Genomic DNA, 20949 nt, shown 5'->3' with positions numbered 1-20949 from the left:
GCTATGGAACATCATCCTAATCCCTCATGTTTTTTTATTTTTGGCTTTGGTTATACCGCCGAGTTTTTAGCAAGAGAACTCTCTCAATTGAATTTGAACGTGGTTGGTACAACCCGAGATAAAGATAAAATTCTCAACGGGGTTCAAAAAGATTACAAGCTTATCGATTTTAATGGGGATGAAATTGCATATTACTTGAGTAAGGCAACCCACATTTTAGTCAGTATCCCCCCCTCAGAACAAGGCGATCCGGTCCTTTCCTGCTTTAGTGATTTAATGATGCAAAACAAAGCGCATATTCAATGGATGGGGTATCTTTCTTCTACAAGTGTTTATGGGGATCATCATGGTGCATGGGTAACGGAGGAATCGGACTCTAAAGCAGCAGAAATCCAAGGTAAATTAAGATTAGTTGCAGAAAATGAATGGATGATTTTTGCCAGAACACAGGAAATCCCACTTCATATTTTTAGATTGGCAGGAATTTACGGGCCGCATCGCAATGCGATAGAACGAATCCTTGGCGGAAAAAAAGTCAGTATTTATAAAGAGGGACAGGTCTTCTCCAGAATCCATGTTGCGGATATTGCTGCAGTCATTCGAGCTTCAATAAAGAATCCGCAACCTTATTCCATTTACAATGTTGCTGACGATGAACCAACCTCAGCGCATATCGTGGATGCTTATGCTGCATTATTACTCAATCGGCCGCCTTTGCCACTCCTCTCATATGAAACAGCAACCATGTCACCAATGGAAAAGCAATTTTATGCAAGTAATCGTCGGGTTTCTAATGCTAAAATTAAAGGGGAATTAAAGATTAACTTGCTTTATCCGTCTTATCGTGAGGGATTAACTCAACTTTTTAATGATAGTTATAAGGGAAAAAATTTAGCCCTTAGAACTCGTGATGAATAAAATTGCTACAATAAAATAAGTAATGTTTATAAGAGTCTGATTCAATGCATGGAGCGCGACTATGTCTGACGAATTATTAGATGTACTAGTAGTTGGGGCTGGACCGGTAGGTTTATTTTGTGCAAATGAATTAACTCGTCAGGGTTTGAATTGTCGGATAATTGATAAAAAATCAACACTTAGTGATAAATCCAAAGCATTGGCAATTCATATTCGAACACTTGACCTTCTTAGGGATTGTGGTTTTATTGAAGAAATCCTTATTCAAGGACAAAAAGTACATGGCGTTTTGTTTAAATCTAAAGGGCATGAGTTAATCGATGCAACTTACGAAAACGTTGAAGCAGATTATCATTTTGTTATTGATCTTCCTCAAAGCAAAACAGAACAAATTCTCCATCAAGGGTTGATTGATAGAGGATTACATGTTGAATGGCAAACCGAGCTTACGGAAATAGAACAAACATCCACTCATATCGTATCCACCCTAAAACATGTTGATGGGCATATCGAAACAGTTCAGGCGAGTTGGGTTATTGCGTGTGATGGTTCACACAGCACTTTAAGAAAGCAAGTTAATGCTGAATTTATAGGTTCTTCTTATAAGCAAACGTGGTGGCTTGCTGATGTGCTGATTGATTGGAAATTACCTGAAGATAAATTTATTCTGTATGTAAGTGACAAAGGCCCTGCTGCATGCTTTCCAATGGGTGAAAAACGGTACCGTATCGTAATGACTGCACCAGAAAAAAATAGGATCCAGGAACCCACAATGGAAGATATAGTACAGGCTTTTAAACTACGATGTACTGATAAAGCCTCGCTCCACGATCCGGTATGGATTAGCCAATTCGGTATCGATCACAAACAAATCCAAAATTATCGCTATGGTCGGGTATTTTTTGCAGGTGACGCTGCTCATGTTAATAGTCCTATGGGGGGACAGGGTTTAAACACTGGGTTACAAGATATCTACAATTTGGCTTGGAAATTAGCCCTTGTACACAAAGGGTTGGCGCATGATGCATTACTTGATAGTTACCACAGTGAACGTCACCCCATTGCTGCTGCTGTTTTAAAAAAAACGGGGGTAATGACTCATTTAATTATGATGACCAATCCACTGTTGATTGCTTTCCGTAATTTTATTTTACATACAGCCATGTCGTTTGATGCAATGAAAAATTTGGTCCTTAACGATCTTGCTGAGTTGAGCGTAAATTATGCTAAAAGCCCTATTGTAAAGGTTCTGGGTCAAAAGACACAGTTCAAAATAGGTGCGTTTCTTATTGATTTCCCTTTGATTGATGCTAAAAGTAAGGAGAAAAAGGAGCTACACCAAATAACCCAAGGAACACGGCATCATTTATTATTGTTTACTGGTCTTGTACCTAATCAATCCCTGCCCTTATTTGAGTTGGCAGCTGAAATGGAGCAGCGATTTAAAGGTTTAATCAAAACTCATATCCTATGTTCCAGTTCTGAAATGACATTACCAGTTGAAGAAATGTCTTTATTAATCGATGAGAATCAAAAAATGCATCAGTACTTTAAAATCAATCAAGCCACTGCTGTCCTGATTCGTCCTGATAAATACATTGGCTTAACCCAAATGCCAATCAATAAGGATGCATTACTGGGATATATTGAACGGACCTATTTGCAGAGAGATACTCGAATTTGACTCAGGATATACCCGTTTAGAACGCGCAGTTTGATCGCCATTGAAGACATTTTAATGCGCCATCTTTTGTATCTTTTGTTACATGCTTAAAAATTATATTATCTCAAACGTGAGTACGATTAATTTTCAAGAAAAAATAATAAACAGATTGTGATTTAAAATGTAAAATAGGTTGTAATCAACCTAAAAATAGAATAAAAATTTGCATAATGCTTTGTACAATTTATTGGTACAAAAAATTTACACCCCTTATCCAGGCCGCAAACCTTCATAAAACTATGGACTGTTACATGCTGATAGGGAAATATCTAACGTACATTGATCATATGAGTTGAAATACGTATAAAAGGGACACATTTATTAATATGTACGCTAAAAAATTGAATAAAAATAATGAGAAATGGATTAATACTTTATGAAAATAAAATTACTGGCGCAACGCGTCAATATTTTAAGGAAAAAAAGTTCCTTACTATGTTGGCTTTTTAGTTTTGTGTTTTCAGTGAATGGTTTTGCGACTCCAAGTGATGCAGAACTGATTAAAAAACTACAATCTATTGAAAAAAATTCGAATACAGTAATGGGAATTACTGCCATTTATATAGAGAAGAATAAGATCATTGAACATAATAGCTCCCAGCGTTTTTTCATGGCGAGCACCATTAAGTTACCCATTGCGATGGCTTTTTTACACCGGGTTGATGAAAAAAAAGATTCATTAGATCGTGTCATTAAAATGGACTCACGTAATTCAGTTCCTGGTTCTGGAGCATTGCATTATTTATTTGAAAAGAAGAAACTCAGCATTTCCTTGAAACAAATATTGATGCATACACTCAAAAATAGTGATAACAGTGCAAGTGATGCCTTATTGCAGGCAGCTAATGGACCTAAATATGTAGCAAAACGGATGAGTGCACTAGGATTCAAAAATACTTTTATTAATCGATCCATCATGGAAATGTTTTTGGATACAAATCACGTCGATCATTCATTTTTAAGAAAACGCCAACCCATCTCTTCCTGGCAAAAAATATCCAATCGTGTGCCTCTTAAAGAAAAACAGCAAGCATGGCAACGTTTTGAAAAAGATATACGCGACACCACAACGCCTGATGACATGGCAAAGTTACTCGTGAAATTATATAAAAAGGAAGCGCTTTCAGAATCGAGTACGGATCTTCTGATGAAGATTATGGAGCAATGTCGCACGGGCCGCAGTAGAATAAGAGGATTACTACCGGCCAATGTAAAAGTAGCTCATAAAACAGGAACTTGGTCAATTTATGAACGGGATTATTTAAGATATCCCGGCTCTAAGAAACTGTATCGTTTTGTCAGTGATGTTGGGATTATTACTTTGCCCAAAAATAAAGGGCACATTGCAATTGCAGTATATGTCAAATCAAAATCAGCGAGTGATTATCCTCGAAGCCGCGCTATTGCCCTTGCAAGTCGCGCTATTTATGATCATTTTATGAAATCATAATATTGAGTGTTGCACCCAGGCTACGATTTTCTGAGTTGTAGTCTGGGTGAAGGTGATACCGTAACCTGGGAGCTATATATCACCTCAATCCGAATCCGTTAAGTCGCTCCACGTATGAACTCCTCAAAAAAATGTTAGAAAAGCTCTTTTTTTTCGTATACCCTGTCATAAAAATAAACTTTGATAACAAGGAGGTTGCAATGCGTCGTAGTTGGACTTTGATTATTAATGCACTCATTTATTTGTTCATGAGTTTCGGTCTATATGCTCAGTTACCCATGGATTATCAGGAATTATCTGCTGCAGAAAAGCAAAATTTATTATGGAATGAAATCACTTTAAGTAATGAAGAGGATCAACTGCCTCCATTAACGGGTAGCAGCTTTAATGAAGTACTCGAGAAATTAAAAGGTCTATTTAACTTAAAACCTACATTTGATTATACCAGTGATGAATTGCCTGAGGGGCGAATAAAAATTATTCATGCAAATGGTTCAGTAGGAAAAATTACTTGGATTCCAGCCGCGGGCCATCCGTTCACCGGTATTTATAAATCCGGTGGAGTTGGGGTTGCGCGCCTTTCTCTGGCAACTCCACCTGCAGATGATAGTTACATCCCTGGAATGGCAATTAAAATTTTAATTTCTAAACATTCTTCGTTGAATTTACATGTCATGAATTTGCTTGAGGGACAAAAAGAGAATTGGAATTATTTTGCAAAAGATTTTTCTAATCAAATACCTCATCCTACCAGTTGGACATTAACTGCCATCGAGAAAATATTCGAATTCACTCGCGATCCAGCGAATAATCTGCCTCTATGGCATTTAGCTGCGTGGACAAGTGAAGGTAAATATAATGGCATTCCAGTATTCCCTGAGCGACTTTATTTCAGACCAACGAGCTTAGTCAACGATTTGATTCCAGAAACTTCTCGAGAAGACTTCAGAATTTCTTTCTTACAAGTACCTATGGGGCCTATCTATGATATATATGGAGAATATCAAGGTACAGAGTACCACATAGGAACATTAGTATTGGAAAGTCCTTTATTGGCTTCAAATTATGGTGATAAAAAATTATTTTTCCAACATCAACGATAAATAAGACGATCATTCGTAGCCTGGGTGAAGGCGTAGCCGTAGCCCGGGAGCTAGTTCATTTCATCCCTTCATCCTGAGGCGTTTACTACGAAGGATCTCCTAGTTTTAGCGTTATATGATCTAGTGCCACGGATTGGGGATCCCTCACTACGCTCGGGATAACAGGCTAAAGGATATACGCTGCGCTGCACCTAAACTTCGATTTTATTATTCATTTAGTTTTAATTCGTTAAACCCACAGCTGGAGCGAATATTATTTCTTCTTCTTTCGAGGCAATGATTAATTCTTTTGGACTGAGTTTGTTGTGCGTGTTCAACTCAATGGATGAGATTGGGGGTGGTAGTACAGGTCTGCCAAGAAGACTTAGTTTTCTTATACTGCTGTTTAATTCGTTATCTGGAGGAGTTTTTGTGGACTCAGGTTTATTTCGTTCTTTATGTTCTAAGCGGCCCTCATCTGAATTGAGTACTTTATATCTTAAAACATTGCGCAGATAAAATTCTGCAGCTGTTTTATCCACAGTTTTATTGCGATTTTCAATGAGATAGCGAAATACCTGGTCGATTTGTTTCTCTTCAGTTTTACGTGCTTCCTTACCACAGAGTGTATCTAGATTGAAAATATGTGCTAAGAGGCTCTGAAAACCATCATGTCCATGAACATAGCTAATGCGGTAGTTATTGTGTGTTTCAGGTCTTGCTGTTTCGGTTTCTTTTGTTAGATCCCAGCGATTCCAGAAAAGATACACTAAAGGCCATGCGGCTCTTTCTTGTTCTGACATATTGGTTCTGTCGTGAATTGCATCCGTATGAAACAGTGTGTGAACGCTATTATTCTCAAGATAGGACTGAAATTGATGATTAATTCGCTCAATAGTTGCCGCTAAAGCCTCAGCGGTGGAGTCATCATAGTGTGCACCTATCTTTTGGGCCATCAATTGAATGGCATCAAAACGGATGGGAGCGTGACTAAATAATGTAATCCCTTGTTCATTGATTGTATAGTCCAGAATTTTTAAGGTGGGTTTATAGCTTTCATTCACTAAATGGGTTAGCTCTTCATGGGAAATAATATTGTTTTCGAGCAAAAGCTTAAGCCCCCAGAACGAGGGAATTTGAAAATCACCTATATAACCTGCAGGCAAAAAGGGATTTCCAGCCATGAATTGCTCGAACGCGTAAATAAACTCGCTTCCATGATTAGAAACAAGAATATTTAATGGGCAATGATTTCGTTGGAGCAAATTAAGAATTCTGAATGTGAAGTAATCACAATTTCCACGATCCGTAACTTCATCACCAATGAGACGAATCATGGTTTGATTATCACGGACTTCTATTTGGTCCATGAAGTGATTAAATTGGGCAACACAGAGAGACAGCTTATCTTTAGGCTCAGCTAGTTTTTGTTTTAATTTTAAGTGCTCTTCTTCAGCGTTTTGTAACTTTTCTAGGGTCTGTTGCCGTAATTGGGCTAAGGCTTGATTTTGTTGAATTTCATTATTTGTTTCAAGGAGTACTTGTTTATTAAGATTTGCAAGGCGTTCTTTGGCATTATCTATTTTGGCTTGTGTTAATTGTAAAAGGGTACGGTTTTCCAAATATTCTTCAAGGATCTCACCATATTGTTCATAAAGTGTTACGAATTGATGATATGCTTGTTCAGTATTTTCAACAGTATCTTTAAATTTAACGATTTGATGGCGAAAAAGGAAATGGATGAGCTTGATTGGATTGCCATGTAAATCGCCGAGGGTGATGGAGCCTAAATTGGGTTCCAATTCATTTGGATACTTATAAATATCAACATTTTTATTTATAAGATGGTTAGTCATCCATTAACCTAGGTTCAGCGATCTTTATTAAAAGAAAATAATTGATCCGCTTAAAAATATCAAATAAAGGTATCCCTTATTATTTTAGAATGAGCATCATCAAATTTAAAAATGAAAGGCAGATAATCACGCCAAAGGTCAAAATCATTCCTCGGAAACGAAACTTTAGATGATGTTTTTCCTGAAGAAAAGCATATGCATGAAAAAATCGCCCCAAGAAGAAGAAAAAAACCAAGATGGACAAGACTATCCAGTTTGTATTGTTTGCTTCTGCACAAAAAAGCAATATTAACGTAAGCGGAACATATTCGCTAAAATTACCATGAGCTCTTATTGCTTTTTCCAGCTCAACACATTCTTTACAGCCAAGAGAAACTTTATATTTTCGACGCAAGGACACAACATACATTGAGAGATAAACATACGCTAGAGCGAATAAAGAACTGCTTAGGGTTGTTAGCGGATACATTTTATTCCTCCAATAAAAATGAATTTATAAAATCATCAAAGCACTGCTGAACTTGTTCAAAAGCGAGTAACCATGGTAAATGGCCTACTTTAGTAATTATTTTATTGATAGTGTTTTTTCCTTGAAAGCTTTGGTTTTCGACAAAGATTTTGGGCGGACAAATAAAGTCATGTTCGCTTGCAATCGTCAGTGTTGGGATTGATTTTGGAATCCATTTGCTGGAGTAATTAGGATAAAAATGTTCAATTGCATGATAATAAGCTGCATTATTAAATGCAAAAAGAGCAATGATTTTCTCTCCACCCGCCAATTCATCAGATGTAAAGCAATAATATTTATAAGTGTTCCAAAATTCTTTATAGGTTTCGTTAGATGGGTGCAAATGATATTGACTGGCTGCAGGAACCAGATCGGGTAACTGATGCAGTTCTTGCATTGCACTTACATGTTGGAAAAAACTGTTTTCGGTCGTGGTATTCATTAATACCAATCCGGTCAGATGGGACTCTAGCTCGGGTATGTTTAACGCGAACATTCCTGAAAAACTGTGGGTTACCAATACCGGCTTGGAAAACGATTTTAATAAATCAATTAAACCGTCTTGCCAAGATGGGATGCTGAGTTCGCCTTGGGTATTTGTGCCATCTTTAGGGAAGTCTAAAAGAAAAATGGATCCGGGTAAATCTAATGTGTCACATAAATTAGTGAGGTATTCCGAACCCAAGCCTGGACCCGCAGGTAAAAAGAGCCAGGAATAGCCAGAACCTTCAGTCAGTTGTTTTATCCTATAACCAAATTTAGTGTATTTCATGCGTTAGATTACCTCTTTTTATCAAGGTGTTATCATAACATATGGATTAGTTGAATTAATGTCACCTTAGCATTTATAGTGAATTTAGGAGTTCTATAATGCAACAGAAGTACAGGGAGTGTATTGTGAAAAAAACATCTCACATCGTTTTTTTATGTCTTTTTTTAATTTCGGCTCATGTACATGCGAATTATCTTAGATACAGTGGTAAATGTCAGTTTGCACTAACTCGCGATAGATATGCTTATTGTTTAGAAAAAGAGATGGTTTTTTATGACAATCAATTTAGCCAACTCTATAGTAATTTAACGCCTAATGTATCCCTTGCTGCAACAGAAGCATTAGCAACACAGGTAGTAGAACCGAATTGTGATGCGATAGCAATGAGAATTGGTGCTGGTTTGGAATATCATATTGCGTTTCGTACTTGCATGATTTACATCACCAAAGAAAAAATTGCCTGCATTAAGCGATTTATCCCCTGCCAAACATGTTGGGGGAGAAAATGGGTTAACTCATTAAAAAAACCTTTGTTGTTCTTAGAGAATGTTTCTATCAATATGTCTGATCCAAGTTGAGAGATCTTCTATCTTAACCGGCAAAGAATCCCGGGTTTCGCTACGCTTCACCCGGGCTACGGTTTCAACAGTTCAAGCATTTTTAATGTGCAGGTTCAGATGCAGGTGCTTGTGTAGACGCTGGTGCTGGTTCAGATTTGGAAGCAGAAGCTGTACTTTCGGCGCACGCATCAGCAATAGTATCAATTTCTGCATAATATTGTTTGTCTGTCATATCATTGGATCTTTTGAGCAAATCCGTTAATTTGGGTTTAGCACAATCGCAATAAGTAGTGATTAATTTTTTATCTTCATCAGATTGTTTGGGGATAACTAGGGCCCATCGATTCTGACAATAATCAGCAACATCAGTATCTTTTGCTTTATCTAAGCCAATGTCATCTTCTATAGAATCCATCGCATCGTGGAGTAATGTTCTTGAGATACACGCCTGAGCTGCTTTTTGAACCGCTGCTTCACTATCTAATGGTTGTTTTGAGGCACAAGCACAATATTTTTCCCCAAAATTTTTAAAATCTACTTTGTCTTTAACTTCATCTGCTTTTTTCATCCAGGCATTAGTACAACGAGATTGGAAATCCTCGGCAGTGTCAGCATAAGTAGATAAGGAACACAGCATTGCAAGAATAGATATACCGATTCCTTTTAAAAAGAAACGATTCATAGTCAGTCACTCCTTGTGATTGTAAATTTTATTATTTCCTCATTGAGGATAGCCAATGTCGTACAGGTAATCTATAGAATTTTCAAAAATTTAGTTTTTTCTTCTTTTAAATAGAGTTATATCAGTTACATGTGGCTCTTATTGGGTAAGGCCCTAAATTGTTAACTTGTGCCTGAGTACCGAGATCTGCCAAGACAGGAATTTGTTGCATGTTGGTTACTGTTGAGACTAAAAAATCACCTTGTTTAAACGTAGTTCCATTGAATGTGCCTTTTCCACGAATTATCTGAATAGAAATCTGGTTTTTCGTGCTTGAAACGGCATGTATTTCACAGAGCATGGATATTTTTTGTTTCGTGGTATTCGTTAAAACAGAAGATTTATAAGGTTCAAGATTTATTTCAATGAGTGAAGCAAAAACAGAAGTATTTACTAAAAACAGGATGCTATATAAAACTTTATTCATAAACCGGTGCATAATCGTCCTTATTCCTGAATCAATATCAAAGCTTTTATAACTTGCATTTCCTCTTTTAATGCTGCGTTAAAATCTCTTTGCTGTGCACTAAAATAAAAATTACAGTTTAGGCAATTGCTCAAATGAAAATCTAGAATATATCGCAATTTCAAATAAGACAAAATTAAAAACTTAAAATGATCCTTTTACGATTGTATTTCGAAAAGCTGAACATCTCAGCCCCGATACTTTTGAATCATTCTGCTATCGAGCCTGACTCGGCTTTTAGGTGGTCAGTAGGAATTGTTGATTATTTTTCCGTTGCAGCGCATCCAAAAACTCTCTAACGGTATGGACTTTTTCACCAACCAGCTCATCGGCTTTACCCGCCTTAATAAACGCTCTTAATTCTTTACCTAAATTACCGTTTCTCAAAGTAGCTACATGCTGGGTTAAATCAATTCTCTTCCCTTTTAAGGCTTCGCTTAAGTCATTAACAGCATCATTTTTTTGTTTTAAGCTTTTCTGGAAACATGTAAAAAAGCTATGAAAATAGTCTTTAGGTTTCCCTTTAGAATCAACTATCTTATTTCTATCTTCAAGATAACCAGAAAGAAGGGCGTTAATGTCATATTCTCTGACTTTTTTCTGATTTTTCAGGGAAGCATACCCTTGGATAATCTCTTTAATGCTTGCCCCGTGCTTCACGCGGTATTCTTCAACCTTTTCATGATTACCCGCTAAAATATAACTTTGCACGATGGCATCAGTATTTTCTTGGGTATGGTATTCTTCCACTTGCTCATGATATCCACCCAAAGCATAACCTTGAGCAATTGCCGGAAAGCCTGCATGTAATCGCGTACGAAATTCTTTAACTTTTTCATGATTCCCCGTTATCGCATAGCCTTGAGCAATTGCATCAACTATATTAGTGCCGACCCCAGGTAAAAAAATATAATCTTCAACTTTTTTATGATTCCCTACTATTGCATAATTTTGAGCAATGACGTTAGGGCTTGCGCCCAGATAACGGTAATATTCAACTTTTTTATCATTTCCTGCCAAAACATAATATTTGGCAATTGCGTGCACACTTACCTGATGATGTTTACGATATTCTTCAACTTTTTCATGATTACCGGCGAGCGCATAACCTTTAGCAATGACACTAGGAGCGGCGCTATGTTGTATTCGGTACTCTTCAACTTTTTCATGATTATTGGCAAAAGCATAGCCTTCAGCAATGGCATTGGCACTTGCATTATGTTCCCTTCGGTATTCTTCTACCTTTAGATGGTTGCCCGTTATCGCATAGCCTTTGGCAATTGCATCTACACTTGCGTTATACATTGTTCGATATCGTTCAACATTAAGATGATTTCCTGCTCTGGCGTAACCTTCTGCGATTGCATCGATACATGATTTTTTCTGGCTTAATTCTCGATACTGTTCAACTTTTGGTGTATTTCCAGATAACGCATAACCTTTAGCAATGCTATCAATGTTTGCATGCAGTTCTAGATAATCTTCAACCCTTTTATGGTCTCCTACAACAGCATACGCTTCCGCAATCTCATGAACGCTTGCATTATAGTCCCTGTGATAATCTTCAACTTTTTTATATTTTCTTGCAAAAGCATATCCTTTAGCAATTGCATGGACACTTGCACCTTTTTTTCGATAATCTTCAACGTTTAGATAATAAATATCTCCAGCAGATGCATAGCCTTGGGCAATTAAATCAACGCTTGCTTTATGAGTGTCACGATATTGAGCGACTTTAGTATGCTTTCCAGCTAACGCATAAGCATAAGCAATGTGATCAACGCTTGCTCCTAGTTCACGCAACCACTCTACTTGTTGAATGTGTCCCTTAAATGCTAATGCACCTGCAGGAGTAATTAATGGGTTGACTCCTCTTTTTTCATCAAGATGTAATTCTTTTAATTTTGACTCAAGCTTTAATTTTTCTAATTTCGAGCATAAGTCTTCTTTGGATTTTGCATCGAGTGCTGCGTTATAAATTTTGTTGAACATAAGTGGAATTTAAATGATCAATAATGGGCATAATTGTACATCAGTTGATCTTATTAGTCGATCTGTATTATTTTCATAAATGCATGAATTAATAAATTAAGAAGAATTGAAAAGTTGAACGTCTCATGTAAAAATTTCGGGTGGAAATTTTGGACTTAAATTTATAGGGATAATCACATGCTAAAAAAATTTCTTATCATTGCTTCTTCTTTCTTGTTATCATTCTCAGCTTACAGTATGCCCGAAGATGAAAAAGCCTATCTTGCTAACCAATGTCATGAAGTGTCGCAAAAAATCGAAGCATTAAGTGTCGATCAAACAAACTCGTGCTCATCCATAATTCTAGAGTCTGCGAAATTAGTAGACCGTAGCGGGCAGTTCATATTAAAAGAATATTGGTTTAACGCAAGGACTGATTTGCATCGTTCCTATAGATTATTAGCGGATACGAATAAAATGAATTGTAAATCAGCCACAGAAATTTCTATTGCCCAAAAAGGGATTGATGACATTTTAGAACAATTATACGGGTTAGAATAAGCCAAAATTGGAAAGGGCGTCTATTATTTATAATGTTTTTTGACGGCTCAATCTTTAGCAAAAGGAAAAGCAAATGAAAATTATTGTAGTCGGTGGAACTGGAATAATAGGTGAAGCAGTGTGTAAAGAACTCTCACAACGTCACACAGTGGTTACCGTCGGACATACAAACGGTGATTTTCAAGCAGACATTAGAGATAACCATTCAATTGAGAAGCTCTACCAATCAGTAGGCTCGTTTGATGCCGTTGTTTCTGTCACTGGGGAAGTGTACTTTGAAACATTAACGAACTTCACTGAAGAACAATATACTGTTGGCTTGAATAGTAAGTTAATGGGACAAATAAGACTGGTATTAGTTGGTCTTAAATACATCAATAAGTGCGGTTCATTTACTTTGACAAGCGGTGTTTTAAGTCATGATCCAATTCCAATGGGAACATCTGCGTCGATGGTTAATGGTGCTATCGATTCTTTTGTCAAAAGTGCAGCGATTGAAATGCCTCATCATATTCGTATCAATTCAGTCAGTCCTACAGTTATATCGGAATCAATGAATCGATATGCACCTTTTTTTCGTGGTTTTGAATCGGTGCCAGCAAGTCGCGTTGCTCTGGCTTTTAGCAAAAGTGTCGAAGGTGCACAAACCGGGATGGTCTATTCAGTAGTGTAAATTTGAGGGTGCACACATAATTGGCTTTATGGCTCCCGTGACCTAGCAATTGAAGGATATTTTAATATGTTGGCTAGAAAATTTTGGTTTTGTTTGTTTTCCTATCTTTTTGCTGGAGAAATTGGGGCCGCTATTCCTGCTGATTTTATGTTTCATAATAAACCCGTCGATGCGTTGTGTTTTTTTAATATGGAAGGAAACGAAATTGATCTGAACCAATGCGGATTGGCTAAAGAAAAATATGTCATGAAAGGACAAAATTCTAAGCTCATTGAGAAAGGTTATATAGGCTATAATTGGCAAGATCCGCAGTTTTCAGACTCTGCGCAAGGTTACAGCTATTATAAGTTCTTTAATGCTGGAGAGAAATTATATTGGCTTTACACCATTAATAGTGGTGGTGGTACAGGAGATTTTACTGCCATTCATCTCGTAAAGAGAAAAGAGGCAGATATTTTGGATCTTGAAACTTTGGCAGGTGGTGATCGGTGCAATGGCGGCTTACAAGACGTGTCAGAAGTCCATAACCACTTAAGCTTTAGTCAAAATCTTACCGCCTATGATCTTGTTGCATTATCCAAAGCGTCTCCTCCTAAGATTAAAGCCTATGATGATTTGGCAGCATGTGCTATTTGCTGTGTTGCTAAAGCATATTATAAAGTGAACTCCGATGCGCAGCTGAAATTGGATTATGTTGATTTAGGAACTATTGCAGATAGCAAAGAAATGCCTGATCAGGGGGCTCTTCAATCATGCTTTAATCAATTACTCTTTACTTATGTTGCAACAGGAAATATCAAGTTAAAACAAAATACATTAGATGAGTTAGTAGCAAAATTTTATCAAACATGTAAAAAATCGAGTTAACGCTAGGTATAAAATTTTTATAATCGAGCTTTTATCCACCTCTCAGGGGGATAAAGGCTCAGTTAAAGCCTAGGGATTGCTTAGTGGAGCACTTTACCCTTGGGATCCTTAACAGTTTCCTTGCCATTAGATTAACTTGTACTGAGGAACCATCTGTATTAGTGATAATCTTGGTTCCATCGGGCTTATAGACAACGGAAGAATGATCCGTATTGGTAATAATTTTTGTGCCATCCGGTTTTTTTTTGTACGCTAGACCCATCGGCATTGGTTATAATTTTGGTACCATCTTTTTTCTCAACCACAGATGAATGGTCTGCATTAGTAATTATCTTAGTGCCGTCGGCTTTTATTTCTACTGAAGAACCGTCAGAATTTTTAATTAATTTAGACTGCTCTGCGTACGACGCTGCGCTCAAAAACCCTAAAACAAAACAATACCATTACCTCGAAAAAATGTTTGATTAATTCTGGAAAGACCAAACGATAAGTGTTCATATGCTATCCTTTCCTTGATTTAGAGTACTATCAAGTATAGTCGTAAAACTTTGTTGGAGTATGTTTGGAGCATGTTGGCTTTTATTTAATCCAAACACATTTATTCTTATAACGTGTGACAGTTTAGTACTCTCCTTAATTCTTAATTTGAGCTATGCTTATTTCAAATAGGTCTACGCGCAATATTGGGGGCTAGAGTCATCTAGGAGAATACCAAGAATGAGTTATTTTAATGCAAAGGACCCAATATGTGAGACTCAAGGATGTCCGCAGCAAGTTAGGGTAGCGTTGCTCCCGCGAGCAGTTGATCTGGGTGGATTTCAAGTCGATCGCATAATACCCTCTAAGGAGAAAAAGACTGTAGGTCCTTTTGTTTTTTGGGATCAAGCAGGACCAAGCGAACTGCTTACTGGCAAGGGAATTGACATACTCCCTCATCCACATATTGGTTTATCAACCATGACGTATCTATTTTCTGGGAAACTGGAACATCGAGATACGCTTGGCAGTCATCAAATTATTATTCCTGGTGAAGTGAATCTAATGACTGCTGGACGAGGGATAGCTCATTCAGAACGTACACCACGTGAGACTCGTTTCTTCCCACATCATTTTTTTGGCATCCAATGCTGGTTGGCATTAACTCTTAACAAAGAAGAAACCAATCCTTCATTTACACATTATGATAAAAGTGCCATTCCTATATATAATGATAAAAATATGAGTTTGCGGATTGTGACTGGGGAATGGATGGGATTGAAATCAGCGGTTATCACTCCACATGATGCGCTTTTTGTTGAATGCAAACTAAAGCCTGATACTCAATTTAGCATTCCATCCACAGTAGAAGAGCGAGCAATTCATCTTTTAAGTGGTAAGATAACTATTGATGATACTGAATATAACGCTACAAGAATGCTCATTCTCAAAACAGGAGTTGAAATCAAAATCACAGCGACCTCTGAGGTCCATATGATTATCTTGGGTGGCCCACCACTTGAACAACGGCGATATATTTGGTGGAATTTTGTAGCCAGTTCGAAAGAACGAATTGAGCAAGCAAAATTGGATTGGAAAGAAGGAAGATTTGGCGCCATACCCGGCGATGATAAAGAATTGATACCTTTGCCAGAATAAACAGTTGTTGCAGTTCCAGTTATAGATACTTCATTAAAAAGGACCTTGAAAAATGAAAAAATCAGATCAGGAAACTCAATATCTCAAAGAAGGAAGCATTAAAACCAAATTGACAGGTTATAACCTGTTGAATAATTCCAGATTAAATAAGGGGACGGCCTTTACTGATCACGAACGAAATGACTTTTCTCTTCACGGTTTATTGCCACCCCAAGTGAGTACTTTGCAAGAGCAGCAAAAACGTCGCTACGATGGATTGAATGAGTTGCCTACTTCATTAGAAAAGTACAGTTTCCTCCGTGGCCTCCAAGATAATAATGAAACACTTTTCTATTCGCTGATTATTAATAACATCGAGGAAATGCTCCCCATCGTTTATACCCCCGTAGTTGGTGAGGGATGCCAGAAATTCAGTGAAATATTTCGCAAGCCGCGTGGTCTATTTCTTAGTTATCCTAATAAGAATTTAATTGACCAAATTTTTTCGCATCCACGTTATGATTTAATTAAGTGTATTGTTGTGAGTGATGGTGAGCGTATTCTCGGTCTTGGTGATCAAGGCGCAGGAGGTATGGGAATCCCAATTGGTAAAATGGCACTTTATACTGCGTTGGCCGGTATCCCGCCACAATATTGCTTGCCTATTTTATTGGATGTGGGAACGGATAATGAAGAACGATTGGCTGATCCTCTTTATGTTGGTTGGCGTCACCATCGTATTCGTGGTGAAGAGTATGATGCGTTCGTGGATACTTTTATATCTGCGGTGAAACGTCGTTGGCCACATGTTCTTCTACAATGGGAGGATTTTGCAGGCGTGAATGCAGCACGGTTATTGGCACGTTATCGCGATCAATTGTGCACATTTAATGATGACATCCAGGGAACTGCTGCGATGGCAACAGGGACATTACTTTCAGCTATTAATGTCACTGGAATTCCCCTGAAAGAACAAAAAATCGTTTTTGTTGGTTTTGGTGGCACCGGGCATGGCATTGCTCAATTGATGCGTGGTGCTCTTAAGGATGCTGGATTAAGCGATCAAGAGGCTGGTGATCGTATCTATGCGGTAGATAGATACGGACTTCTTGTTGAAGGGGGTAAGGGATTGACTGCAGATCAGGCCACTTTTGCGCGTAAACGCTCTGAAGTATCTGGATGGCAGGTTAGCAATCCTGAAGAAATCGGATTACTCGATGTGGTTCGCAATGTAAAACCCACGGCACTTATTGGTGTTTCAGCACAACAGGGTGCATTTACCGAGGAAGTGGTTCGTACTATGGCGAAGTTTACAGATCGCCCTGTTATTTTCCCGCTTTCTAATCCAACATCCCATAGTGAAGCAATACCTCAAGATCTGTTCAAATGGACAGAAGGTCGTGCTTTAATTGGAACAGGAAGTCCTTTTGAACCAGTACAGTACAATGGGAAAGAATTTCATATTGACCAAACAAATAATTCATACATTTTTCCAGGTTTAGCGTTAGGCATTATCTCCTCTAAGGCAAAACGAGTTTCCGATGGAATGATCAAGGCGGCCGCCCTAGCGCTTGCTGAATGTTCTCCAGCTCGGACAGATAAATCGGCTAACCTATTACCTCCATTAGCAAATCTTCGCTCAATTAGTCTTGCTGTTGCAAAAGCAGTAGGGAAACAGGCGATACTAGAAGGGCTTGCGGGGGTCCATGAAGCAGGATTTGAAGAGGAGCTTGCTGACAATGTATGGGAGCCAGTTTATAAACCTTATCACCTTGCCGATTAAGTAGTCTCGCAATGATGGTTTGGTTGATCTAAACCATCATTGAATCACTTTTGTATGCATTAAATTAAAATTTATATAAAAATCATTATGTTAAATATTAATTCATATTAATGCAAGTATATGATAAAAATACTGTGGTATGATTTTCAAAAATGAAGAATAGTTTCCTTGTTTGAAACAAAAATAGAGCTAGGTCAGACTCAATTTCATAGGGGATACATCATGAGGAACTCCAAGTTGTCTTTGGATTTAAAAAAGGAAGATTCCGAAGATCTATTTTCAAATACCCTTACCCATGAAATTTCTCATGATTACCTAATGGAATTATTGGATGTTGGCAAATTAAATGTGTGGCAGTGGGATTTGGGTACCAATGAAGTAATTGATTTTGGTTACTCTGAATCGTTATCGGTTTTAAATGCAGACAGCAAAGTAGGGCATATCGATCATTTTATAATACGACTTCATCCAGAAGATCGTGAAGAAATTGCCAATACATTAGTTAATTCTCTGACCAATTATGAGGACCATTACGCGGATTTTCGTATACAATCAACTAAAGGACATTATGAATGGGTATCGGCTCGTGGGCGTTATATTCGTGATGCAGAAAATAATCCAATTAAAATGATTGGTACCTGGCATTTTATTACAGAACAAAAACAAAATCAGGAATTGATTAAACTACAACAAACCACGCTTGACCGCATATCGAGATGTTATTTTTCAGGAGAAGCTGCCTCTTCATTATCTCATGAAATTTCTCAACCCTTATTAGCACTAAACTCCTATCTACTTGGTAGTATTTTACGTTTACAACAAGAGGATAAAGGCTCAAATGAATTCATTGGCGTACTCCAAAAAGCATTAGAACAAGTTGAATTAATAAGTACGATTATTAAGCGAATGAAACGTTTTGTGACCCATGGAGAATTGCATTTTGAGCGAGTTAATTTAGCGGCATTGGCCAAACAGTCTGTTATCTTGTCAAAATTTTATTCGAATTTTTCCGGAACAGTCCAATATGAGTTTGATGAGCATTTGGTTGAAGTTTATTTAGATCGCAATCAAATGCGACAGGTATTCCTAAACCTTATTAATAATGCTTTTGAAGCAATGTTCGATGCCCAAACAAAAAATCCTTCATTAATGATTAAGATAAAAAATCTTGATACGGAGGTACTGGTGACTATTGCTGATAATGGACCCGGCGTGTCACAAAGTGTCATCGATAGTCTATTTACTTCGTGCTATAGCACCAAAGAGTATGGCTTGGGTCTTGGGTTAAGTATTTGTAAAAAAATTATAGAAGCTCATGGTGGGTGCATTAAAATAGAACAAAACACTGCTGGTGAGGGAACTATAAGTTCTTTTAGATTACCTAATCATATTTTGGAATCATAAGATGAATAAGACAATTTATATTGTTGACGATGATGAGGGTGTATTGCGCGCTTTGAAATGGCTTTTTGACTCAATGAGTTTTGACGTAAAAACCTACTTGGATGCGACAAGTTTTCTTGAACAATATAATCCTAAACACATGGGATGTCTGATTACCGATGTGCGTATGCCTGATATGGATGGTCTAGAGCTCCTCGATAAATTAAAAAGACAAAATAGCTTACTGAAAGTAATTATTATTACAGCTTATGGCGATATCCCCATGGCCGTAAGAGCAATAAAAGCAGGAGCAATAGACTTCATTACCAAACCTATAAATGAGCAAGATTTGTTGAAGTTGATTAAAAAATGCCTTGAACATTATCCGAATCATGTTACGCGTGCAATTGATCAATATGAACTTTTAACGGAAAGCGAGTTACGTGCTCTTGATGTGATTTGGAATAAAAATTAATTTTATTATTCTTTGCGAGGGCAGTTTGTTCTCCGCCTACGTACCGCGCTTCATGCGGTATCTAGAACAATGGTTTATCCTAATTAGAGACCTTTTTTACTTCAATAAGCATTCTCTGGATACCGCATGAAGCACGGTACGTAGGCTCTGGGGAGTAATTATCATTTCCCCCTAATATTCAAGTAATGCTCTAATGCGATTGGTGTAATTTTTTAATGGAGTTTGTACTATAAAATCTTTCAGGGGCGTTTCAATCTCAAAATAGAGAATATTGGCTAGAAAACCATAACAACAGGCATCTACTGTATGTACTTTATTTCCAAATAGGTAATTTTTATCTCCTAAAAGATAAAGAATCGCCTGCAGATCATCGATCCCCGATTGATATATCTCCGTAGTGGAGTATCTACCAATACCCTGATAATGATATTTTTCAATATTATACTTTCGTACTTGTTCCAGAGAGGCTTCTGATAATTCGGAATGTTGTTTTAAGAATTCTGCCTTGAATGAAGGCCAAAATTGTTCATCTTGCCAGCGTGAATAGGACATTACCCAATACAAATGATTATCTAACATACGATTTATGAAAAAATGGATGTTTTTTTGTTCTTCGGTGAGATTATGATCTAAATTTACATAGTTGTGTGAAAGATGATGCAGAATATTATTACTATCCGTAATGATGTGCTCATCATCAATCAGGTAAGGTAACTGCCCGCGAGGTGCATTTTGGGTATTAATAATATGCTCATGTTGATAATCAATTTGGGTTAATCTAAGAAACGTATCTACTTTTAGTCCAAAAGGATTGTTATCAGGCAGGCCAAAAAGCTCTGGATAAGAATACAAAATTATCATTAAAATTCTCCTGAAATTTGCGCAAGTCCAGTTTATAAAAAATTGTAGAGCATCCTCTCGCTATTTATTTTTTAGGTGCTGCAATACAAGTGACTTCGACTAGTAAATCGGGTAATGCTAATGCGGTTACTCCTATAGAAGTACTTGTATAGGAAGAAACGGGAATACAATTTTTTCTGGTTGTAAAATAAGCAAGACCATTTTTCTCAATATTAACAATGTACGATGTCATAGCAAGAATATGTTCTAAACTTGAATTTGCAGCATGAAGGGCATATTCAATATTTTGGAACAGTTGTCGAGTTTGAGATTCAATATCCAAACCAACTATTTTTCCTTCCTTATCTTGTCCTGCTTGTCCTGTGACAAAAATCAACTCATTGTATTGGACGCATTGTGTAAACCCATACTTTTCATAAGAAAGTAATTCGGGAACTTCGATTACGTTTTTTGGCATGATCTTTCCCTTTATCGTTGCTGTGTTCAGATCCCTATATCCGAATTATAGTTAAGAGCGCATAAGTATTTCTTAATATTCTCCCAAACCCCTAACTCACTAAATAGAACAAGTTACAACTTCACTCTTTGAGAATACTACACATGGTATAAATTTTCTCTTATTTAACAAAAATAACACTTTTTTAGTAATTTATTTGTCTTAGTTAATATTTGGTTAATAATTGGTCAGTATTATAGAAAACTATT

20 protein-coding genes are annotated in these 20949 nt (G+C 37.2%); 12 read left to right on the top strand and 8 right to left on the bottom strand.

Annotated elements, in window-relative coordinates:
* The first annotated feature begins 3 nt into the window (after positions 1–3).
* The 4 genes from ACWTEW_RS32680 to ACWTEW_RS32665 all read left to right on the top strand — a co-directional run bounded on the left by ACWTEW_RS32680 (position 4) and on the right by ACWTEW_RS32665 (position 5194).
* Positions 4–918, top strand: a complete 915-nt coding sequence (locus tag ACWTEW_RS32680; protein ID WP_454782144.1) for an NAD-dependent epimerase/dehydratase family protein — start codon at positions 4–6, stop codon at positions 916–918.
* A gap of 61 nt (positions 919–979) precedes the next feature.
* A complete protein-coding gene (locus ACWTEW_RS32675; protein ID WP_454782143.1) occupies positions 980–2602 on the top strand; it encodes an FAD-dependent monooxygenase in 1623 nt (540 codons plus the stop codon).
* A gap of 415 nt (positions 2603–3017) precedes the next feature.
* Positions 3018–4091 (top strand): class A beta-lactamase, encoded by a 1074-nt coding sequence (gene bla, locus ACWTEW_RS32670; RefSeq protein WP_454782142.1) that lies wholly within the window; start codon positions 3018–3020, stop codon positions 4089–4091.
* Positions 4092–4291: 200 nt separating this feature from the next.
* Entirely contained in the window at positions 4292–5194 is a 903-nt protein-coding gene (locus tag ACWTEW_RS32665) for a hypothetical protein (protein ID WP_454782141.1), read from the top strand.
* A gap of 221 nt (positions 5195–5415) precedes the next feature.
* On the opposite strand, the gene wip is transcribed toward ACWTEW_RS32665, so the two are convergent.
* The 3 genes from wip to ACWTEW_RS32650 form a co-directional block, all read right to left on the bottom strand.
* Entirely contained in the window at positions 5416–7029 is a 1614-nt protein-coding gene (gene wip / locus ACWTEW_RS32660; RefSeq protein WP_454782140.1) for a Dot/Icm T4SS effector Wip, read from the bottom strand.
* Positions 7030–7108: 79 nt separating this feature from the next.
* On the bottom strand, positions 7109–7498 hold the full coding sequence (locus ACWTEW_RS32655) for an MAPEG family protein (protein WP_454782139.1): 390 nt from the start codon (positions 7496–7498) through the stop codon (positions 7109–7111).
* Between the two features lies 1 nt (position 7499).
* On the bottom strand, positions 7500–8309 hold the full coding sequence (locus ACWTEW_RS32650) for an alpha/beta hydrolase (RefSeq protein WP_454782138.1): 810 nt from the start codon (positions 8307–8309) through the stop codon (positions 7500–7502).
* 125 nt (positions 8310–8434) lie between these two features.
* Between ACWTEW_RS32650 and ACWTEW_RS32645 the strand changes: the two genes are divergently transcribed.
* Positions 8435–8887: a hypothetical protein gene (locus ACWTEW_RS32645; RefSeq protein WP_454782137.1), complete on the top strand. Its 453-nt coding sequence runs from the start codon at positions 8435–8437 to the stop codon at positions 8885–8887.
* A gap of 82 nt (positions 8888–8969) precedes the next feature.
* Here ACWTEW_RS32645 and ACWTEW_RS32640 read toward each other — a convergent pair whose 3' ends face one another.
* The 3 genes from ACWTEW_RS32640 to ACWTEW_RS32630 all read right to left on the bottom strand — a co-directional run bounded on the left by ACWTEW_RS32640 (position 8970) and on the right by ACWTEW_RS32630 (position 12048).
* Positions 8970–9551 (bottom strand): hypothetical protein, encoded by a 582-nt coding sequence (locus ACWTEW_RS32640; protein ID WP_454782136.1) that lies wholly within the window; start codon positions 9549–9551, stop codon positions 8970–8972.
* Between the two features lie 121 nt (positions 9552–9672).
* Complete coding sequence (locus tag ACWTEW_RS32635; RefSeq protein ID WP_483099568.1) at positions 9673–10017, bottom strand: hypothetical protein; 345 nt, start codon at positions 10015–10017, stop codon at positions 9673–9675.
* Positions 10018–10293: 276 nt separating this feature from the next.
* Positions 10294–12048 (bottom strand): hypothetical protein, encoded by a 1755-nt coding sequence (locus tag ACWTEW_RS32630; protein ID WP_454782134.1) that lies wholly within the window; start codon positions 12046–12048, stop codon positions 10294–10296.
* Positions 12049–12225: 177 nt separating this feature from the next.
* Here ACWTEW_RS32630 and ACWTEW_RS32625 point away from each other — a divergent pair, with 177 nt between their 5' ends.
* The 7 genes from ACWTEW_RS32625 to ACWTEW_RS32595 all read left to right on the top strand — a co-directional run bounded on the left by ACWTEW_RS32625 (position 12226) and on the right by ACWTEW_RS32595 (position 19383).
* Entirely contained in the window at positions 12226–12588 is a 363-nt protein-coding gene (locus tag ACWTEW_RS32625) for a hypothetical protein (RefSeq protein ID WP_454782133.1), read from the top strand.
* Between the two features lie 73 nt (positions 12589–12661).
* Positions 12662–13261 (top strand): short chain dehydrogenase, encoded by a 600-nt coding sequence (locus ACWTEW_RS32620; RefSeq protein ID WP_454782132.1) that lies wholly within the window; start codon positions 12662–12664, stop codon positions 13259–13261.
* Positions 13262–13327: 66 nt separating this feature from the next.
* On the top strand, positions 13328–14128 hold the full coding sequence (locus ACWTEW_RS32615; RefSeq protein WP_454782131.1) for a hypothetical protein: 801 nt from the start codon (positions 13328–13330) through the stop codon (positions 14126–14128).
* A 717-nt stretch (positions 14129–14845) separates the two neighbouring features.
* Positions 14846–15763 (top strand): pirin family protein, encoded by a 918-nt coding sequence (locus ACWTEW_RS32610; protein ID WP_454782130.1) that lies wholly within the window; start codon positions 14846–14848, stop codon positions 15761–15763.
* A 52-nt stretch (positions 15764–15815) separates the two neighbouring features.
* Positions 15816–17525 (top strand): NAD-dependent malic enzyme, encoded by a 1710-nt coding sequence (locus ACWTEW_RS32605; protein WP_454782129.1) that lies wholly within the window; start codon positions 15816–15818, stop codon positions 17523–17525.
* A gap of 222 nt (positions 17526–17747) precedes the next feature.
* Positions 17748–18929: a sensor histidine kinase gene (locus ACWTEW_RS32600; protein ID WP_454782128.1), complete on the top strand. Its 1182-nt coding sequence runs from the start codon at positions 17748–17750 to the stop codon at positions 18927–18929.
* A 1-nt stretch (position 18930) separates the two neighbouring features.
* Positions 18931–19383 carry a response regulator transcription factor gene (locus tag ACWTEW_RS32595; RefSeq protein WP_454782127.1) on the top strand — a complete coding sequence of 151 codons (453 nt, stop codon included), beginning with the start codon at positions 18931–18933 and terminating at the stop codon, positions 19381–19383.
* Between the two features lie 171 nt (positions 19384–19554).
* Here ACWTEW_RS32595 and ACWTEW_RS32590 read toward each other — a convergent pair whose 3' ends face one another.
* Both ACWTEW_RS32590 and ACWTEW_RS32585 read right to left on the bottom strand, forming a co-directional pair.
* Entirely contained in the window at positions 19555–20244 is a 690-nt protein-coding gene (locus ACWTEW_RS32590) for a glutathione S-transferase family protein (RefSeq protein ID WP_454782126.1), read from the bottom strand.
* A 64-nt stretch (positions 20245–20308) separates the two neighbouring features.
* Positions 20309–20701: a RidA family protein gene (locus ACWTEW_RS32585; protein ID WP_454782125.1), complete on the bottom strand. Its 393-nt coding sequence runs from the start codon at positions 20699–20701 to the stop codon at positions 20309–20311.
* Positions 20702–20949 lie beyond the last annotated feature (248 nt).

It is taken from the genome of Legionella stuttgartensis, assembly GCF_977063405.2.
This window is presented reverse-complemented; position numbering and strand designations above follow the sequence as displayed.

What these genes read in the sequence shown, in the direction of transcription:
- ACWTEW_RS32680 (WP_454782144.1), top strand. Translation starts at nt 4, where the DNA reads ATGGAACATCATCCTAATCCCTCATGTTTTTTTATTTTTGGCTTTGGT.
- ACWTEW_RS32675 (WP_454782143.1), top strand. Translation starts at nt 980, where the DNA reads ATGTCTGACGAATTATTAGATGTACTAGTAGTTGGGGCTGGACCGGTA.
- bla (WP_454782142.1), top strand. Translation starts at nt 3,018, where the DNA reads ATGAAAATAAAATTACTGGCGCAACGCGTCAATATTTTAAGGAAAAAA.
- ACWTEW_RS32665 (WP_454782141.1), top strand. Translation starts at nt 4,292, where the DNA reads ATGCGTCGTAGTTGGACTTTGATTATTAATGCACTCATTTATTTGTTC.
- wip (WP_454782140.1), bottom strand. Translation starts at nt 7,029, where the DNA reads ATGACTAACCATCTTATAAATAAAAATGTTGATATTTATAAGTATCCA.
- ACWTEW_RS32655 (WP_454782139.1), bottom strand. Translation starts at nt 7,498, where the DNA reads ATGTATCCGCTAACAACCCTAAGCAGTTCTTTATTCGCTCTAGCGTAT.
- ACWTEW_RS32650 (WP_454782138.1), bottom strand. Translation starts at nt 8,309, where the DNA reads ATGAAATACACTAAATTTGGTTATAGGATAAAACAACTGACTGAAGGT.
- ACWTEW_RS32640 (WP_454782136.1), bottom strand. Translation starts at nt 9,551, where the DNA reads ATGAATCGTTTCTTTTTAAAAGGAATCGGTATATCTATTCTTGCAATG.
- ACWTEW_RS32635 (WP_483099568.1), bottom strand. Translation starts at nt 10,017, where the DNA reads ATGAATAAAGTTTTATATAGCATCCTGTTTTTAGTAAATACTTCTGTT.
- ACWTEW_RS32630 (WP_454782134.1), bottom strand. Translation starts at nt 12,048, where the DNA reads ATGTTCAACAAAATTTATAACGCAGCACTCGATGCAAAATCCAAAGAA.
- ACWTEW_RS32625 (WP_454782133.1), top strand. Translation starts at nt 12,226, where the DNA reads ATGCTAAAAAAATTTCTTATCATTGCTTCTTCTTTCTTGTTATCATTC.
- ACWTEW_RS32620 (WP_454782132.1), top strand. Translation starts at nt 12,662, where the DNA reads ATGAAAATTATTGTAGTCGGTGGAACTGGAATAATAGGTGAAGCAGTG.
- ACWTEW_RS32615 (WP_454782131.1), top strand. Translation starts at nt 13,328, where the DNA reads ATGTTGGCTAGAAAATTTTGGTTTTGTTTGTTTTCCTATCTTTTTGCT.
- ACWTEW_RS32610 (WP_454782130.1), top strand. Translation starts at nt 14,846, where the DNA reads ATGAGTTATTTTAATGCAAAGGACCCAATATGTGAGACTCAAGGATGT.
- ACWTEW_RS32605 (WP_454782129.1), top strand. Translation starts at nt 15,816, where the DNA reads ATGAAAAAATCAGATCAGGAAACTCAATATCTCAAAGAAGGAAGCATT.
- ACWTEW_RS32600 (WP_454782128.1), top strand. Translation starts at nt 17,748, where the DNA reads ATGAGGAACTCCAAGTTGTCTTTGGATTTAAAAAAGGAAGATTCCGAA.
- ACWTEW_RS32595 (WP_454782127.1), top strand. Translation starts at nt 18,931, where the DNA reads ATGAATAAGACAATTTATATTGTTGACGATGATGAGGGTGTATTGCGC.
- ACWTEW_RS32590 (WP_454782126.1), bottom strand. Translation starts at nt 20,244, where the DNA reads ATGATAATTTTGTATTCTTATCCAGAGCTTTTTGGCCTGCCTGATAAC.
- ACWTEW_RS32585 (WP_454782125.1), bottom strand. Translation starts at nt 20,701, where the DNA reads ATGCCAAAAAACGTAATCGAAGTTCCCGAATTACTTTCTTATGAAAAG.